This window comes from Sulfitobacter alexandrii (assembly GCF_001886735.1).
GTDB classification, from domain to species: domain Bacteria; phylum Pseudomonadota; class Alphaproteobacteria; order Rhodobacterales; family Rhodobacteraceae; genus Sulfitobacter; species Sulfitobacter alexandrii.
Genome location: NZ_CP018076.1, coordinates 2153823 through 2169015, shown reverse-complemented (window position 1 = coordinate 2169015; position 15193 = coordinate 2153823). Strand labels below are relative to the sequence as shown.

At 66.2% G+C, this 15193-nt stretch carries 18 protein-coding genes; 15 read left to right on the top strand and 3 right to left on the bottom strand.

The genetic code is table 11. The annotated features are described in order from the left end of the window. Nucleotides 1-5: 5 nt before the first annotated feature. The 15 genes from BOO69_RS10685 (at nt 6) to cysE (ending at nt 12013) form a co-directional block, all read left to right on the top strand. A complete protein-coding gene (locus BOO69_RS10685; protein ID WP_071973766.1) occupies nt 6-578 on the top strand; it encodes an HK97 family phage prohead protease in 573 nt (190 codons plus the stop codon). Continuing rightward, nucleotides 571-1758: a phage major capsid protein gene (locus tag BOO69_RS10680; RefSeq protein ID WP_257786720.1), complete on the top strand. Its 1188-nt coding sequence runs from the start codon at nt 571-573 to the stop codon at nt 1756-1758. The genes BOO69_RS10685 and BOO69_RS10680 overlap by 8 nt, the downstream gene beginning before the upstream one ends. 171 nt (nt 1759-1929) lie before the next feature. After that, nucleotides 1930-2523 carry a head-tail connector protein gene (locus BOO69_RS10675; RefSeq protein ID WP_071972156.1) on the top strand — a complete coding sequence of 198 codons (594 nt, stop codon included), beginning with the start codon at nt 1930-1932 and terminating at the stop codon, nt 2521-2523. Next, nucleotides 2520-2858 (top strand): head-tail adaptor protein, encoded by a 339-nt coding sequence (locus BOO69_RS10670; protein ID WP_071972155.1) that lies wholly within the window; start codon nt 2520-2522, stop codon nt 2856-2858. The genes BOO69_RS10675 and BOO69_RS10670 overlap by 4 nt, the downstream gene beginning before the upstream one ends. Further along, on the top strand, nt 2855-3265 hold the full coding sequence (locus BOO69_RS10665; protein WP_071972154.1) for a DUF3168 domain-containing protein: 411 nt from the start codon (nt 2855-2857) through the stop codon (nt 3263-3265). The genes BOO69_RS10670 and BOO69_RS10665 overlap by 4 nt, the downstream gene beginning before the upstream one ends. 35 nt (nt 3266-3300) lie before the next feature. Then, nucleotides 3301-3735 carry a phage major tail protein, TP901-1 family gene (locus BOO69_RS10660; RefSeq protein ID WP_071972153.1) on the top strand — a complete coding sequence of 145 codons (435 nt, stop codon included), beginning with the start codon at nt 3301-3303 and terminating at the stop codon, nt 3733-3735. Nucleotides 3736-3737: 2 nt separating this feature from the next. After that, on the top strand, nt 3738-4052 hold the full coding sequence (locus tag BOO69_RS10655) for a gene transfer agent family protein (RefSeq protein WP_071972152.1): 315 nt from the start codon (nt 3738-3740) through the stop codon (nt 4050-4052). Next, complete coding sequence (locus tag BOO69_RS10650; RefSeq protein WP_257786719.1) at nt 4049-4261, top strand: rcc01693 family protein; 213 nt, start codon at nt 4049-4051, stop codon at nt 4259-4261. The genes BOO69_RS10655 and BOO69_RS10650 overlap by 4 nt, the downstream gene beginning before the upstream one ends. After that, on the top strand, nt 4254-4910 hold the full coding sequence (locus tag BOO69_RS10645) for a phage tail tape measure protein (protein ID WP_071972151.1): 657 nt from the start codon (nt 4254-4256) through the stop codon (nt 4908-4910). Before BOO69_RS10650 ends, BOO69_RS10645 begins: the two co-directional genes overlap by 8 nt. A 15-nt stretch (nt 4911-4925) precedes the next feature. Then, complete coding sequence (locus BOO69_RS10640; protein WP_071972150.1) at nt 4926-5558, top strand: DUF2460 domain-containing protein; 633 nt, start codon at nt 4926-4928, stop codon at nt 5556-5558. Beyond that, complete coding sequence (locus BOO69_RS10635; protein ID WP_071972149.1) at nt 5558-6445, top strand: DUF2163 domain-containing protein; 888 nt, start codon at nt 5558-5560, stop codon at nt 6443-6445. The genes BOO69_RS10640 and BOO69_RS10635 overlap by 1 nt, the downstream gene beginning before the upstream one ends. Continuing rightward, nucleotides 6442-6876, top strand: coding sequence for an NlpC/P60 family protein (locus BOO69_RS10630; protein WP_071972148.1), 435 nt, complete (start codon nt 6442-6444; stop codon nt 6874-6876). Before BOO69_RS10635 ends, BOO69_RS10630 begins: the two co-directional genes overlap by 4 nt. Then, entirely contained in the window at nt 6876-10805 is a 3930-nt protein-coding gene (locus BOO69_RS10625; RefSeq protein ID WP_071972147.1) for a baseplate multidomain protein megatron, read from the top strand. The genes BOO69_RS10630 and BOO69_RS10625 overlap by 1 nt, the downstream gene beginning before the upstream one ends. Beyond that, nucleotides 10805-11128: a DUF7742 family protein gene (locus BOO69_RS23720; RefSeq protein ID WP_071972146.1), complete on the top strand. Its 324-nt coding sequence runs from the start codon at nt 10805-10807 to the stop codon at nt 11126-11128. The genes BOO69_RS10625 and BOO69_RS23720 overlap by 1 nt, the downstream gene beginning before the upstream one ends. Nucleotides 11129-11200: 72 nt before the next feature. Beyond that, a complete protein-coding gene (gene cysE, locus BOO69_RS10615) occupies nt 11201-12013 on the top strand; it encodes a serine O-acetyltransferase (RefSeq protein ID WP_071972145.1) in 813 nt (270 codons plus the stop codon). A 101-nt stretch (nt 12014-12114) separates the two neighbouring features. Here the strand turns inward: cysE and BOO69_RS10610 are convergent, their stop codons facing one another. The 3 genes from BOO69_RS10610 to BOO69_RS10600 are packed head-to-tail and all read right to left on the bottom strand — an operon-like array spanning nt 12115 to nt 15164. Then, complete coding sequence (locus BOO69_RS10610; protein ID WP_071972144.1) at nt 12115-13497, bottom strand: pyruvate dehydrogenase complex dihydrolipoamide acetyltransferase; 1383 nt, start codon at nt 13495-13497, stop codon at nt 12115-12117. Then, nucleotides 13497-13754: a hypothetical protein gene (locus BOO69_RS10605; protein ID WP_071972143.1), complete on the bottom strand. Its 258-nt coding sequence runs from the start codon at nt 13752-13754 to the stop codon at nt 13497-13499. The genes BOO69_RS10610 and BOO69_RS10605 overlap by 1 nt, the downstream gene beginning before the upstream one ends. A 9-nt stretch (nt 13755-13763) precedes the next feature. Beyond that, nucleotides 13764-15164, bottom strand: coding sequence for a pyruvate dehydrogenase complex E1 component subunit beta (locus BOO69_RS10600; protein WP_071972142.1), 1401 nt, complete (start codon nt 15162-15164; stop codon nt 13764-13766). Nucleotides 15165-15193 lie beyond the last annotated feature (29 nt).

Sequence of the window (15193 nt, the reverse complement as noted above, 5' to 3'; positions counted from 1 at the left end):
AGGGTATGCCCGGCGCGGTGCCGGTCCTTGAGCGCAAGTTCGCCCGGTTCGGCGGCGCGGTGGAGGTCGAAGGGGGCACGGAAATCACCGGCTATGCGAGCCTGTTCGGCGACCCCGACCAGGGCGGAGACGTGGTGGAGCGCGGTGCCTATGCCGCAAGCCTGAAAGCGGCCGCGGCGGCAGGCCGCAGCATCAAGATGCTGTGGCAGCATGATCCGGCCCAGCCGATCGGCGTCTGGGAGCAGGTGCGCGAGGATGAACGGGGTCTCTGGGTGAAGGGGCGCATCCTATCGGAGGTGGCGAAAGGGCGTGAAGCGGCCGCGCTGGTTGCCGCCGGGGCCATCGACGGGCTTTCGATCGGCTATCGGACCGTTCGGGCGGGGCGCACCACCAAGGGCCGGCGGCTCTTGTCGGAACTGGACCTGTGGGAGGTGTCGTTGGTGACCTTTCCCATGCTGCCGAGTGCGCGGGTCGGTGCAAAGGCCGAGGTCAGCCCCCTGGACCGCGTGCTGCAGGACATGGCGGCGGCCTTTGACGGCGCGCGGGCGGAATTGGCGCGCGGGGCATCCCGTGGCTGAAGCGAGAGGACAGGACATGAGACAGACAGACACGAACGACGGGGCGCTGTCCCCGGCTGAAGAGGTGCGCCGGGCGGTGACGGGTTTCGTTACCGACTTTCGGGGGTTCCAGAGCGAGATCGAGACGAAACTTCAACAAACGGAAGAGCGAATGACAATGCTGGATCGCAAGATGATGACACGGACACCGCTGGCGGCGGGCGTCGAAAGTGCCGCACCGCATCAGAAGGCCTTTGGCGCCTACCTGCGCAACGGCGACGACGATGGGCTGCGGGGGCTGGAAGTGGAGGGCAAGTCCCTGTCCTCCGCCGTGAATTCTGACGGTGGATACCTGGTCGATCCGCAGACCTCTGCGACCGTGCAGTCCGTGCTGAACGCCACCGCGTCGATCCGGGCGATCGCAAGTGTCGTGCGGGTCGAGGCCACGTCCTACGACGTCCTTGTGGACCATACCGAAGTCGGTGCCGGCTGGGCGACGGAGACAGGTGCGCAGGCGGAGACGGACACGCCTCAGATCGACCGTATCACCATTCCGCTGCACGAGCTGTCGGCGCTGCCGAAGGCGTCGCAGCGGTTGCTGGACGACAGCGCCTTCGACATCGAGGGCTGGCTTGCCGGGCGCATCGCAAGCAAGTTCGCGCGCGCAGAGGCGCAGGCCTTCATCGTGGGGGACGGCGTGGACAAGCCGAAGGGTTTCCTGACCCATGCCGCCGTCGACAACGATGTCTGGGCCTGGGGAAACCTGGGATACGTGCCCACTGGCCTTGACGGAGAGGTGACGGGGGATGCGATCATCGAACTGGTCTATGCCTTGGGCGCGCAGTACCGCGCGAACGGATCCTTCGTGATGAATTCCAGAACCACCGCTCTGGTGCGCAAGCTCAAGGACGCGGACGGACGTTTCCTCTGGTCTGACGGCCTTGCGGCGGGGGAACCGGCGCAGCTGATGGGCTATCCGGTGCTGGTGGCCGAGGACATGCCGGACCCGGCGGCGGATTCGATGTCCATCGCCTTCGGGGATTTCCAGGCCGGCTATACCGTGGCCGAGCGGCCGGACCTGCGCATCCTGCGCGATCCATTCAGCGCGAAGCCGCATGTGCTGTTTTATGCCACCAAGCGCGTGGGCGGTGACGTCAGCGATTTCGCCGCGATCAAGTTGCTGAAATTCGGCATGGCCTGACGGGTCGTGACGGATGCCGGGGCCGGGGTGACCTGACCCCGGCCCGGGTGCGCGCCCGAAGAGACCCCCGCATCGCCCAGCTGCTCCCCCTGACCGAGCGGTGCAGGCGGGTGCGCTCCCGGTATGATGACGGCCCTCCCGGAAGGGCGGGGCAAAAGTTGGAGATGTTGGATGATGTTGATCGAAGAAACGCCTGTCCCGGACGCCGCGCTGCCCGTGGATGCTTTCAAGGCGCATCTGCGGTTCGGCAGCGGCTTTGGCCCTGAGACCGTGCAGGAAGGGGTGATCCTGTCATTCCTGAGGGCGGCGCTGGCGGCGGTGGAAGCCCGCACGGGCAAGGCGATCCTGCGGCGGCAGTTCCGGCTGGACCTGACGGCCTGGCGCGATGCAGCGGGGCAGGAACTGCCGTTGGCGCCGGTGCAGGCCGTCGGCGGGCTTGTGCTGGTTGACCGGCATGGGGGGGAAGTGTCGGTCGATCCTGAGCGGTACTGGCTGGCGCCCGACATGCAGGCCCCGGTGCTGCGCCCCGTGGGCAGCCTGCTGCCCGCCGTGCCCCCGCAAGGCAGCGTCAGCATCACCTTCGAGGCGGGCTTCGCTTCGGATTGGGCAGGGGTGCCTGCCGATCTGCGACAGGCGGTACTGATGCTGGCGGCGCATTATTACGAGTATCGCAACGACACGGGACTGAGCGGCGGATGCATGCCTTTCGGCGTCAGCAGCCTGATCGAGCGCTACCGGCCGGTTCGACTGGGGCTGGGAGCATGAGCCTGCCGAACCTGAGCCATGCGCTGGTTCTGGAGACGCCGGAGCGTGTGCCGGACGGCGCGGGCGGGTTCGTGGAGGTCTGGTTGGCGATAGGGACGCTCTGGGCCGAAGTGGATGCACGCACGGGTCGGGAAACGGCATCCGCAGGCGCCTTCGTCAGCAGGACGGTGTTCAGGATCACGGTTCGGGGTGCGCCTTTCGGCAGCCCGGAGCGGCCCGCGCCACGGCAGCGGCTGCGGGACGGCCACCGGATATTCAACATCACGGCGGTGACGGAACGGGATCCGGAAGGGCGATACCTGGTCTGTCACGCGGAAGAGGAGCAGGTGGCATGAGCTATGCGGGGTCCGGGCCGCTTCAGGCGGCGGTATTCGATGCGCTGAGCGCGGATGCCTCGGTGGCCGCCGTCGTGGGGTCTGCGATTTACGATGCAGAGCCGGCGGGCAATCTTCCGCCGCTCTTCGTGCGGCTTGGCAGCGAGACGGTGCGCGACGCCTCGGACGTGAGCGGCGCAGGCGCGTTGCACCGGTTCACTGTCTCGGTCGTCTCGCTGCAACCGGGGTTCGCAAACGCCAAGCAGGCGGCGTCGGCCATATGCGACGCGCTGCAGGATGCGGCCTTGCCGCTGAGCCGGGGGCGCCTTGTCTCGTTGCGGTTCGAGCGGGCGAACGCGCGCAGGATCGACAGCGGATCGGCGCGGCAGATCGACCTGCGGTTCGCCGCGCTGGTGCAGGGCGACTGAGCCAAGAAATTTCGGGTCACAACAGGAGACGCCAGATGGCTGTTCAAGCAGGAAAGGACCTTCTCGTGAAGGTCGACATGACGAGTGACGGGCAATTCGAAACGATTGCCGGTCTGCGCGCGACGCGGGTGAGTTTCAATGCCGAGACGGTCGATGTCACCTCTCTCGACAGTGCAGGGGGATGGCGGGAGTTGCTGGTGGGGGCCGGTGTGCGATCGGCTGCGGTCAGCGGGTCGGGCGTGTTTCGGGACGCGGGAACGGATGAACGCGCGCGCCAGCTTTTCTTTGACGGTCTCACGCCGGACTTCCAGATCATCGTGCCCGATTTCGGCGTCATCCAGGGGCCGTTTCAGGTCACCGCCCTGGAGTACGCGGGGAGCCTGAACGGGGAGGCCACCTTTGAAGTGAGCCTGATGTCGGCGGGTGAATTGACGTTCACTCCCGATGCCCCGGTCGCCCCGGAGGCCTGAGGATGGTGAATCGCTGGAGGGGCGAGGTGGCCCTTGTCGTGGATGGCCAGCGGCACGTGGCGCGGCTGACCCTGGGGGCCCTGGCCGAGCTTGAGGAAACGCTGGAAACGGGGTCGCTGCTGTCCATGGTGGAACGGTTCGAGGGGGGCGCATTTACCGGCCGGGACGTGATCGCTTTGTTGGGAGCGGGTCTGCGCGGCGGTGGCGCGCGGATCAGCGATGCGGCGCTGGCCGGAGCCGATATCGGCGGGGGGCCGATGGCGGCGGCACGGGCGGCGGCGGAGCTGCTGGCGCGCGCATTCGTGGTGCCCGAGTGAGCGTGCAGCGTGGTCTTGGCTGGGCGGAGCTGATGCGGGCCGGCCTGCACGGGTTGCGGCTGGCGCCGGAGACGTTCTGGGCGCTTACCCCGGCGGAACTGCGGATCATGCTGGGCTGCGAGGGCCGCCAAGCGCCGATGCTCAGCGACGGGTTGGCGGCGCTCATGGCAGCATACCCCGATCAGAAGGAGGAAAGCGGCAATGCCTGATTTCGATGACATGGGCGATCTGGATGACAGCGCGCAAAGCCTGAATGGAACACTGGCCGCGACGAGCGGGCTGGTCGCGGCGTTCGATGCCGAACTGGTGCGGATGCGCGCCGCGCTGACGGCGACCGGCAAGGATGTGTCGACGCTGGAGCGCGGGTTGAGCCGGGGGCTGCGCAGGGCGTTCGACGGTGTCGTGTTCGACGGCATGAAGCTGTCGGATGCGCTGGGCACGGTCGCGGAGGCGCTGATGCGCACGACCTACAACGCGGCACTTCGACCGGTTTCGGATCACTTCGGCGGGTTGATTTCGCAAGGGCTGGGAAACGTGGTTCAGACCATACTGCCCTTCGCCGACGGCGCGGCCTTCAGCCGGGGACGGGTGATGCCCTTTGCCGATGGTGGGGTGGTACGTGCGGCCACGGCCTTTCCCATGCGGGGGGGCGTCGGCCTCATGGGAGAGGCCGGTCCGGAGGCGATCATGCCGCTGGCACGGGGTAACGACGGAAAGCTGGGGGTCCGGGGCACCGGCGGCGGCGCGACCGTCGTCATGAACATTTCGACGCCGGACGTGCAGGGTTTCCGCCGCAGCCAGTCACAGATCGCGGCGCAGGTGAGCCGGGCATTGAGTGCGGGCAATCGCAACAGCTAGGACAGGAGCAGCGAGATGGCATTTCACGAGGTACGGTTTCCAGAGAGCCTCAGTTTCGGCGCGATGGGAGGGCCGCAGCGGCGCACGGACGTGGTGACCCTGGCCAACGGGTTCGAGGAACGCAACACGCCCTGGGCGCATTCGCGCCGGGTCTACGATGCGGGCCTCGGCATGCGGTCGATCGACGACTTGCAGCGGCTGGTCGGCTTCTTTGAAGCGCGGATGGGCCAGCTTCACGGCTTCCGGTGGAAGGACTGGGCGGACTACAAGTCGTGCGCGGCGTCGCGCGAGCCTTCGTTCGACGACCAGGTGATCGGCCATGGGGATGGGCAGATCGACAGGTTTCAGCTTGTCAAGACGTACCGGTCGGGGGCCCAGAGCTATCGCCGTCCCATCAAGAAGCCCGTGGCAGGCACCGTGCGTGTCGGCCTGGCGCAGGACGTGCTGAAAGAGGGACTGGACTACGAGGTCGACCTGACCACGGGGCTGGTCCACTTCCCGCATCCGCCGGACCCGGAGATAGAGATCCTTGCCGGGTACGAGTTCGATGTGCCGGTACGGTTCGACACGGATCGCATCCTCACGTCAGTCGCCAGTTTCCAGGCTGGGCAGGTGCCCGACGTGCCGGTGATCGAGGTGCGTCTGTGATGGCAGGGATTGACGCGGCATTGCAGGAGCATCTCGAGAGCGGGCACACGACCCTGTGCCACGCCTGGCGGATCACGCGGTCCGATGGCGTGACTTTCGCCTTTACCGACCACGACCTGCCACTGGTGATGGAGGGGGCCGAGTATCGCGCGGACACGGGGCTGACGGCGCGGGCCTTGGTGCAGACGACCGGCCTTTCGGTTGACAATACCGAGGCTTTGGGCGCGCTGAGCGACATGTCCCTGCGCGAGGACGAGATCGAGCAGGGGCGGTTCGACGGCGCGGAAGTGGTGTGCTGGCTGGTGAACTGGACAGATGTGGCGCAGCGCAAGGTTCTTTTCCGAGGGCACATCGGAGAGATACGCCGGGCCGGTGGCGCCTTCCGGGCGGAGCTGCGCGGGCTCTCGGAAACGCTGAACAGATCGTATGGACGGGTCTACCAGAAGCCCTGCACCGCCGTGCTGGGGGACGGCGATTGCCGTTTCGCGCTCGACACGCCCGGATATGCCGAGGCGCGTCCCGTGCAGGATGTCTCCGACATGCGATCCTTCATGTGGGACGGGTTTCAGGGTTTCGAGGCGGGCTGGTTCACCCGCGGCCGGCTGGAAGTGTTGGATGGTCCCGCGCAGGGTCTTTGGGGCATCGTGAAGCACGACCGTTTCGACGGGCCGCAGCGGGTGGTCGAGCTGTGGGAGCCGCTGCATGGTCCGGTGGGATCGGGTACGCTGGTGAGACTGGTTGCGGGCTGCGACAAGAGGATGGAGACCTGCCGCCTGAAGTTCGACAATATCGTGAACTTCCAGGGCTTTCCCGATCTGCCGGGTGAGGATTGGATTGTGGCGGTTCCGAGATCCACCGCACCCAACACGGGTGGATCGCTGCGGTGAGCCGGATCGTGGACACGGCACGGAGCTGGATCGGAACACCGTACGTGCATCAGCAGACCGTGAAAGGCGCCGGGTGCGATTGTCTTGGCCTTCTGCGGGGTGTCTGGCGAGAGGTGCTGGGGGCGGAGCCGGAGGCGGTGCCGGCATATTCCATGGACTGGAGCGAGCCGCAGGGAGAGGAGCGGTTGTGGCAGGCGACTGCGCGCCATCTGCGTCCGAAGCGGCCAAACACGCCGGCGCCGGGGGATGTTCTGCTTTTCCGGATGCGCAGCGGTGCGGTGGCAAAGCATCTTGGCATCCAGGCGTGCGTCGGTGAGAGCCCCAGCTTCATTCACGCCTACGCCGGACACGGTGTGGTGGAAAGCCCGCTGAGCGTCCCCTGGTCAAGACGGGTGGTGGCGCGTTTCGAATTTCCTTTGGGAGGCGAGTGATGGCAACGGTGATCTTTTCGGCCGCAGGGGCGGCGCTGGGTGGCTCGGTCGGCGGTACGCTGGCGGGATTGTCCTCTGTCGCCATCGGGCGGGCGGTTGGTGCCACGCTCGGCAGGGTCGTGGACCAGCGACTGCTGGGTCAGGGGGGACAGGCGGTGGAGACCGGCAAGGTCGACCGCTTTCGCCTGACCCGTTCCGGCGAGGGCGAACCCGTGGCACGGGTTTTCGGCCGGATGCGGCTGGGCGGGCAGGTGATCTGGGTCTCGGACTTCCGCGAGACGGTGAACGTGTCGGGCGGCGGCAAGGGCGCGCGGCCCACGCCGCAGACCCCCGAGTACAGCTATGCCGTGAGCCTCGCCGTCGCCGTTTGCAAGGGCGTGATCTCGGGGATCGGCCGGGTTTGGGCAGACGGCGAAGAGATCGCCACGGACGACCTGAACATGCGGGTCTATACCGGGACGGCGGACCAACTGCCGGACCCGGTGATGGAGGCGGTCGAGGGCACGGGGAAGGTCCCGGCCTATCGGAGGACCGCCTACGTGGTCTTCGAGGACCTGCAACTCGCGCCCTTCGGCAACAGGGTTCCGCAGTTTTCATTCGAGGTGCTGCGCCCTGAACAACCCGGAGCACCGGGATGGGAACATGTGCCGACATACGGCCTGCGAGGCGTCGCGTTGATCCCCGGCACGGGCGAATACGCGCTGGCGACGACCGAGGTCTCCTACATCGACGCGGCGCAAGGCCGGTGGAGCGCAAACGTGAACACACCCCAGGGCAAGTCCGACTTCGCCGTGTCGTTGGACGCACTGGAGACGGCGTTGCCGAATGTGGAAGCGGCGTCGCTCGTGGTCTCGTGGTTCGGTAACGACCTGCGCTGCGGCAGTTGCACGATCCGGCCCAAGGTCGAGGATCGGACGATCGAGGGGGAGAACATGCCCTGGAGAGTCTCCGGCCAGACCCGGAACGACGCTGAAGTGATCGCGCGGGAGGCTGGCCGGCCGATCTATGGCGGTACGCCGACCGACCAGTCGGTGATCGAGGCCATCCGGGCGATGACCGACGCCGGCAAGGCGGTGATGTTCTATCCGTTCATTCTGATGGATCAGGTGTCCGGCAACACGCTGCCCGATCCCTACAGCGACGCGGACACGCAACCGCATCTGCCGTGGCGCGGGCGGATCACCCTGTCCGTGGCCCCCGGCCGGCCGGGGAGCCCGGATGGCACCGCGCAAGCGGCGGCCGAGGTCGATGCGTTCTTCGGCAGCGTGACGGCAAGCGACTTTGCTGTCGAAGCGGGGAGCGTGCAATACAGCGGGCCGGATGAATGGTCCCTTTCTCGGTTCATTCTTCACTACGCTGCAGTTTGCGCGGCGGCGGGCGGTGTCGAGTCCTTTTGCATCAGTTCGGAAATGCGTGGGCTGACGTGGATACGGGGGGCCGGTGACAGTTTTCCGGCCGTGCATCGGCTGCGGGCGCTGGCGGCAGAGGTGCGCGCGCTTCTCGGGTCGCAGGTCAGGATCGGCTATGCTGCCGACTGGTCTGAGTATTTCGGCTATCAGCCTCAGGACGGCAGCGGCGACGTGTTTTTCCATCTCGACCCGCTCTGGGCCGATGACAACATCGATTTCATCGGGATCGACAACTACATGCCGCTGGCCGATTGGCGCGAGGGGCAGGCGCACATCGATGCCGAGAGGTACGCTGCGATCTACGATCTGGAGTACCTGCGTGGCAATATCGAAGGGGGAGAGGGGTATGATTGGTACTACCACTCGCCCGAAGCCCGCGCGGCGCAGATCCGCACGCCGATCACCGACAACGCATACGATGAAGCCTGGGTGTTCCGTTTCAAGGACATCCGCAACTGGTGGGGCAACGCGCATCACGAGCGGCGGGGCGGGGTGCGGCAGGAGGCGCCGACGGCATGGCTGCCCGGTTCCAAGCCGATCTGGTTTACCGAGTACGGCTGCGCGGCGGTGGACAAGGGGGCGAACGAGCCGAACAAGTTCCTCGATCTGAGAAGTTCGGAAAGCGCACTGCCGCGATATTCGACAGGCGCAAGGGACGACCTGATGCAGTTGCAATATTTGCGGGCGATTTCATCGTACTGGGACGATCCGGCGCGCAACCCCGTGGCGACCGCTTATGCCGGACGGATGCTGGACATGCGCCGCGCCTTCGTCTGGGCTTGGGACGTGCGCCCCTATCCGGTTTTTCCCAACAATCGTGACTTGTGGAGCGACGGCGAACACCATGCACGGGGGCACTGGATCAATGGGCGCACCACGGCCCGCACGCTTGCATCGGTCGTCGGCGAGATTTGCCGAGATGCGGGTCTGGGGGCGTTCAGCACCGAAGGTCTGCATGGTTACGTCCGGGGCTACGCGTTCGAGCAGGTCGCTGACGCGCGGACGGCACTGCAGCCGTTGATGCTGCGCCACGGGTTCGACGCGGTGGAACGGGACGGCATCCTTTCCTTCCGCCAGCGGAACGGACTGGGCGCGCGGCCACTTGTGCCCGAGCGGCTTGCGGTGAGCGGCGAACTGGACGGCGTGATCGAACAATTGCGCGAGGCGGAGGCCGAGGTGTCGGGCCGGGTCCGTCTGCGGTTCGTGCAGGCGGACGGGGATTTCGACGTCATCGCCGAAGAAGCGGTGTCTCCGGACGAGACGACACACGCGGTTTCGGCATCGGAACTGAACATGGCCCTGACGCGGACGGAGGGACGGCAGGTCGCCGAACGCTGGCTGACGGAGGCGCGCGTGGCGCGTGAGCAGTTGCGGATCGCTCTGCCGCCGTCGCTATGGGCGCTGGGCGCGGGCGACGTGATCGAATTGCCCGGCGAGGGGCAGGAGGGGCCGGGGCGGTATCGCATCGACCGGGTCGAGCAGTTGGATGCGCGGGTGGTCGACGCGGTCCGGATCGAGCCGGAGGTATACACCCCATCCGACCTCGATGACGTGGAGGTGCCGGTACGGCCCTTCGTGGCACCGACGCCGGTCACGGCGCAGTTCCTGGATTTGCCGCTTCTGCGGGGGGACGAGATCCCCCATGCGCCCCATGTCGTGGCGACGGCGCAGCCGTGGCCAGGGGCCGTCGCCGTCTATCGTTCGGAGTCGGACGCGGATTACCGGCTCGACACGCTGCTGCCCGCGCGCGGCACCTTGGGCGTCACCCTGAACGATCTGGATGCCGCAGCACCCGGGCTGCTGGATCGGGGCGGGCCGCTGGAGGTGCGGCTGACCGCCGGGGTCCTGCAATCTGTCGGTGAGGAGGCGCTTTTGGGAGGCGCCAACCTCGCCGCTATCGGTGACGGGACGCCGGGCAACTGGGAGGTATTCCAATTCGCGGAGACCCGGCTCGTTGCGCCGGACACGTACTGGCTGTCGATGCGGCTGCGGGGGCAGGCGGGGAGCGATGCACTCATGCAGCCCGTCTGGCCAGCCGGGTCGCGCTTTGTCCTGCTCGACGGCAGGCCGCGACAGATCGACCTCGCACCGAGCCTGCGCCGCGTGGCGCAGCATTTCCGGATCGGCCCGGCGCGGCGCGGCTACGACGATCCGTCGTATCGTCACTTCGTGGAAGCCTTTGACGGAAATGGCCTGCGCCCGCTGAGCCCCTGCCATCTGGAGGTGATGAAGCGGCCTGACTCCGCCTACGACCTGAACTGGATCAGGCGAACGCGGGTGGGGGGAGAGGGCTGGGACACGCCGGAGGTGCCACTGGGCGAGGAAAGCGAGCGTTACCTGCTGCGGATCAGCGCGCAGGGCAGCCTGTTGCGGACGCAGGAGATCGCGAGGCCCCGCTGGACCTACACGGTCACCGATCAGCAGAACGATGGTCTGGTGCTGCCGTTCGAGGTGTCGGTGGCGCAGGTTTCGGCGCTGTACGGGCCCGGTCCGGCCGCCAAGAGGATCGTCGGCGCCTGATGCGCGCGGTGCTGTTGAGCGACGTGATTGCCGCCGCCCGGGCGTTGCGTGGGGTGCCCGCGTCTGGTCGCGCTGTGGTTTGCGCGCGCATGCTGCGCGAGGCCCACTGGGCCGATCGGCACACCAGAAGGCTGGGCAAGGTTCATGCGGCGTGGGGAAACGGCACCTTGAAGGCCGCGGCGGAGGCGTATGGCCCGGTTGGTGCCGGCCGGTTCGACGACCCTGAATTTTGCGAGTGTCTGCAGATGGTTGCCGCGGCATTGGCCGAAAAATGCAGGGCGCACTCTTGCAAGCGGGGCTTACACGCACACATGGGATTTTAGTTGCATCACGGGTTTGCCATTGGTTTTCTGATGCGGCATGAGGTAGCCTGACGGCAGCAAAGGACGTGATCTATGGCCGAACCCAGCAGAAAGATTTCCAGCGTCGACCCGGTCTGGGAACAGATCCAGCACGAGGCGCAGCAGGCCGTGAAGGACGAGCCGCTGATTGGCGGTTTCGTTCATGCCTGCATCCTGCATCACAAGTCGATCGAGAAGGCGCTGTCCTACCGGATCGCGGCAAAGCTGGCATCGAATGAAATGTCGATGATGGTCGTGCGCGAGATCGTGGACGAAGCCATTGCCGAAGATCCCGGTCTGGTTGAGGCGGCGCGCGCCGACCTCGTGGCGATCTACGAGCGCGACCCCGCCTGTCACAGGCTGGTGCAGCCCATTCTCTACTTCAAGGGCTACCAGGCGGTGCAGGCCTATCGGGTCGGCCATCACCTGTGGAAGAAGGGCAAGCGCGACCTTGCCTATTTCGTGCAGATGCGGGTCAGCGAGATTTTCGGCGTGGACATTCACCCGGCGGCGCGGATCGGCAAGGGCATCATGATCGACCATGCGCATTCCATCGTCATCGGGGAAACCGCCGTCGTGGGCGACAATGTCTCCATGCTCCATTCGGTGACGCTGGGCGGCACCGGCAAGGAGGAAGAAGACCGCCACCCCAAGATCGCGGACGGGGTGCTGATCGGAGCCGGTGCGAAGGTGCTTGGCAACATCAAGGTGGGCCACTGCAGCCGCATCGCCGCCGGATCGGTCGTGCTGGAAGAAGTGCCCCCCTGCAAGACGGTGGCAGGCATCCCGGCCAAGATCGTGGGCGAGGCGGGGTGTGATCAGCCGTCGGTGCTGATGGACCACATGTTCGGTCCCAAGATCGCCTGAGCCGCCATTCAAATCTGTAGAACCTAAAAAGCCGGGGTGTTGCCCCGGCTTTCTTGCGTGCCGCATCCCCCCGCCTTCCGGAGAGGGCGGAGGGCGCGCTTTCAGGCGAGCATGGTCATCGGCGCTTCGAGGTTCGCCTTGATCGCGCCGAGCAGTTCGGCGCCAAGCGCGCCGTCGATCACACGGTGGTCCACCGAGAGGGTGACGGACATGACCGTCGCCACGGTGATCTGGCCGTCGGTGTCCACCACGGGTTTCTGAACGCCCGCGCCGACGGCAAGAATGGCGCCGTGCGGCGGATTGATGACCGCATCGAAGTTGTCTATCCCGAACATCCCGAGGTTGGAGATGGCAAAGCTGCCGCCCTGATATTCGTGGGGAGCCAGTTTGCGGTCACGGGCGCGGCTGGCAAGATCCTTCATCTCGGCGGAGAGCGTCGAGAGCGTCTTCTGATGGGCGTCCTTCAACACGGGGGTGAAAAGACCCCCTTCGATCGCGACGGCGACCGCCACGTCCGACGGCGTCAGCTTGAGGATCCTGTCGCCGGCCCAGACCGCGTTGGCGTCAGGCACCTCCTGCAGCGCGAGCGCGCAGGCCTTGATGATGAAGTCGTTCACGCTGAGCTTCACGCCGCGCGGTTCGAGCTGCTTGTTGAGTTGGGCGCGGAAGGCCATCAGCGTGTCGAGATGGATGTCGCGACGCAGGTAGAAGTGCGGCACGGTCTGCTTGGCCTCGGTCAGGCGCGTGGCGATCGTGCGGCGCATGCCGTCGAGCTTGACCTCTTCGTACTCGCGGCCTTCGTACATCTTTGCGACAGCATCGGCGGAAGGGCCTGCCGGGGCTGCCGCGGCTGCCGGTGCGGCGGCCTGCGATGCCTCGGCCTTTGGTGCGTCGGCCTTGGGCGCGTCGGATTTCGACAGGCCCTCGACATCCGCCTTGACGATGCGGCCCTTGGGGCCTGACCCCTTGATCTGCGCGAGGTCCAGCCCCTTGTCCGCGGCGATGCGGCGGGCGAGGGGGGACGCGAAGATGCGTTCGCCCTTGTCGTTCTCTCCCGCCGGGGGGGCGGTTCCGGCGTCCTTGCCGCCGTCTTCCGATTTCTCCGCGTTGGCGTCCGTCGCGCCGCGCCCGTAGCCGCCTTCGGGGGCGGTGTCTGATGACGACGCCGCCGGTGCGGCATGGCTCGACTTGTCCGCGTCCGGCTCGGCGGCAGAGGGCTCGCCAATGTCGTCGGCGCTTTCACCTTCTTCCAGCAGCACGGCGATGGGGGTGTTGACCTTGACCCCCTCGGTGCCTTCGCCGATGAGGATCTTGCCGATGGTGCCTTCGTCCACCGCCTCGAATTCCATCGTTGCCTTGTCGGTCTCGATCTCGCACATGATGTCGCCGGAGGAGACAGTATCGCCTTCCTTGACCAGCCATTTGGCCAAGGTGCCTTCCTCCATGGTGGGGGAAAGGGCGGGCATGAGGATTTCAGTGGGCATCAGTCGATCTCCTCTACCATGATACGGTTGTAGGGCGCCTTGAGCCAGCCACCGTCCTCGCGCGCGCCGATGGCCGACACGATCCCGGGCAGGTGTTTGCGGACCCATGCGGTGCGGGTGGCCTCGTCTGCGTCGTCGCCGCACTCGTCGTCCAGCAACTCTTCCGGCGCGGTGAGACGGTACTGGCGACCATCCACCTGCATCATGAGCACCAGTTCCTTGCCGGCCTTGCGGCTTTCGATTTGATTGGGTTCCATGACCTGGCCTTACCTGTAGGTGACTTTTTTCACGGCCTCGATGACCTCGTCGGTCGTCACCAGCGCGAGTTTCTCGAGATTGGCCGCGTAGGGCATCGGAACATCCTTGCCGGTGCAGTTGATCACGGGGGCGTCGAGATAATCGAAAGCCTCCTGCATGATGACACTGGAGATGTAGCTGCCGACGGAGGGCTGCGGCCAGCCTTCCTCGACCGTGACGCAGCGGTTGGTCTTCCTGACCGACTTCAGGATCGCGTCGGTATCCATCGGGCGCAGGGTGCGCAGGTCGATCACCTCGGCCATGATCCCGTCCTCCGCCAGCTTGTCGGCGGCTTCCAGCGCGTAGCTCATGCCGATGCCGAAGCTGACGATTGTCACGTCGTCGCCCTCGCGCCAGATGCGCGCCTTGCCGAAGGGAACGGTGTAATCCTCGATCTCGGGCACATCGAAACTGCGGCCATAGAGGATCTCGTTCTCGAGGAAGACCACCGGGTTCGGGTCGCGGATCGCGGTCTTCATCAGCCCTTTGTAGTCGGAGGCGGAGTAGGGCATCGCGACCTTCAGGCCGGGGATCTGCATGTACCAGGCGGCGTAGTCCTGGCTGTGTTGTGCCGCGACACGCGCGGCGGCGCCGTTGGGTCCGCGGAAGACCATGGGCGCCCCCATCTGGCCACCCGACATGTACAGCGTTTTGGCGGCGGAGTTGATGATCTGGTCGATGGCCTGCATCGCGAAGTTCCATGTCATGAATTCGACGATGGGGCGGAGGCCGCCGAATGCCGCGCCGACGCCGATCCCGGCAAATCCGTGTTCCGTGATCGGCGTGTCGATCACCCGCTTCGAGCCGAATTCATCCAGCAGGCCCTGGCTGATCTTGTAGGCGCCCTGGTACTCGGCGACTTCCTCGCCCATGAGAAAGACATTCTCGTCGCGGCGCATTTCCTCGGCCATGGCATCCCGCAGCGCTTCGCGGACGGTCTGCTGTTTCAGCTTGGTATCCTCGGGCCAGTCCGGCGTCACGTCGGCCTGTGGCTCGGGGTGGGATTTGCCTTCGGCGGGGGCCGGTTTGTCTTCGTCTGCGTCCTTTTTCGTCGCCTTCTTTGCCTCCGGTGCGTCTTTGGCGCCGGTGTCCTTCGCCTTCGCGGTGTCGATGTCGTCGGCGCTTTCACCTTCTTCCAGCAGCACGGCGATGGGGGTGTTGACCTTGACCCCCTCGGTGCCCTCGTCGATCAGGATCTTGCCGATGGTGCCTTCATCCACGGCTTCGAATTCCATCGTGGCCTTGTCGGTCTCGATCTCGGCCAGGATGTCGCCGGAGGAGACGGTGTCGCCTTCCTTGACCATCCATTTGGCAAGCGTGCCTTCCTCCATGGTCGGGGAGAGGGCGGGCATGAGAATTTCTGTGGGCATTGCGGCTCCCCTATCGATCTTGGGCGGAA

Bases quoted from the DNA above. Each gene is read 5' to 3' on its own strand.
- BOO69_RS10625 (WP_071972147.1), top strand. From the start codon at position 6,876: ATGGCAACGGTGATCTTTTCGGCCGCAGGGGCGGCGCTGGGTGGCTCG.
- BOO69_RS10655 (WP_071972152.1), top strand. From the start codon at position 3,738: ATGGTGAATCGCTGGAGGGGCGAGGTGGCCCTTGTCGTGGATGGCCAG.
- cysE (WP_071972145.1), top strand. From the start codon at position 11,201: ATGGCCGAACCCAGCAGAAAGATTTCCAGCGTCGACCCGGTCTGGGAA.
- BOO69_RS10635 (WP_071972149.1), top strand. From the start codon at position 5,558: ATGGCAGGGATTGACGCGGCATTGCAGGAGCATCTCGAGAGCGGGCAC.
- BOO69_RS10605 (WP_071972143.1), bottom strand. From the start codon at position 13,754: ATGGAACCCAATCAAATCGAAAGCCGCAAGGCCGGCAAGGAACTGGTG.
- BOO69_RS10670 (WP_071972155.1), top strand. From the start codon at position 2,520: ATGAGCCTGCCGAACCTGAGCCATGCGCTGGTTCTGGAGACGCCGGAG.
- BOO69_RS10675 (WP_071972156.1), top strand. From the start codon at position 1,930: ATGATGTTGATCGAAGAAACGCCTGTCCCGGACGCCGCGCTGCCCGTG.
- BOO69_RS10660 (WP_071972153.1), top strand. From the start codon at position 3,301: ATGGCTGTTCAAGCAGGAAAGGACCTTCTCGTGAAGGTCGACATGACG.
- BOO69_RS23720 (WP_071972146.1), top strand. From the start codon at position 10,805: ATGCGCGCGGTGCTGTTGAGCGACGTGATTGCCGCCGCCCGGGCGTTG.
- BOO69_RS10600 (WP_071972142.1), bottom strand. From the start codon at position 15,164: ATGCCCACAGAAATTCTCATGCCCGCCCTCTCCCCGACCATGGAGGAA.
- BOO69_RS10645 (WP_071972151.1), top strand. From the start codon at position 4,254: ATGCCTGATTTCGATGACATGGGCGATCTGGATGACAGCGCGCAAAGC.
- BOO69_RS10640 (WP_071972150.1), top strand. From the start codon at position 4,926: ATGGCATTTCACGAGGTACGGTTTCCAGAGAGCCTCAGTTTCGGCGCG.
- BOO69_RS10685 (WP_071973766.1), top strand. From the start codon at position 6: ATGCCCGGCGCGGTGCCGGTCCTTGAGCGCAAGTTCGCCCGGTTCGGC.
- BOO69_RS10665 (WP_071972154.1), top strand. From the start codon at position 2,855: ATGAGCTATGCGGGGTCCGGGCCGCTTCAGGCGGCGGTATTCGATGCG.
- BOO69_RS10610 (WP_071972144.1), bottom strand. From the start codon at position 13,497: ATGCCCACTGAAATCCTCATGCCCGCCCTTTCCCCCACCATGGAGGAA.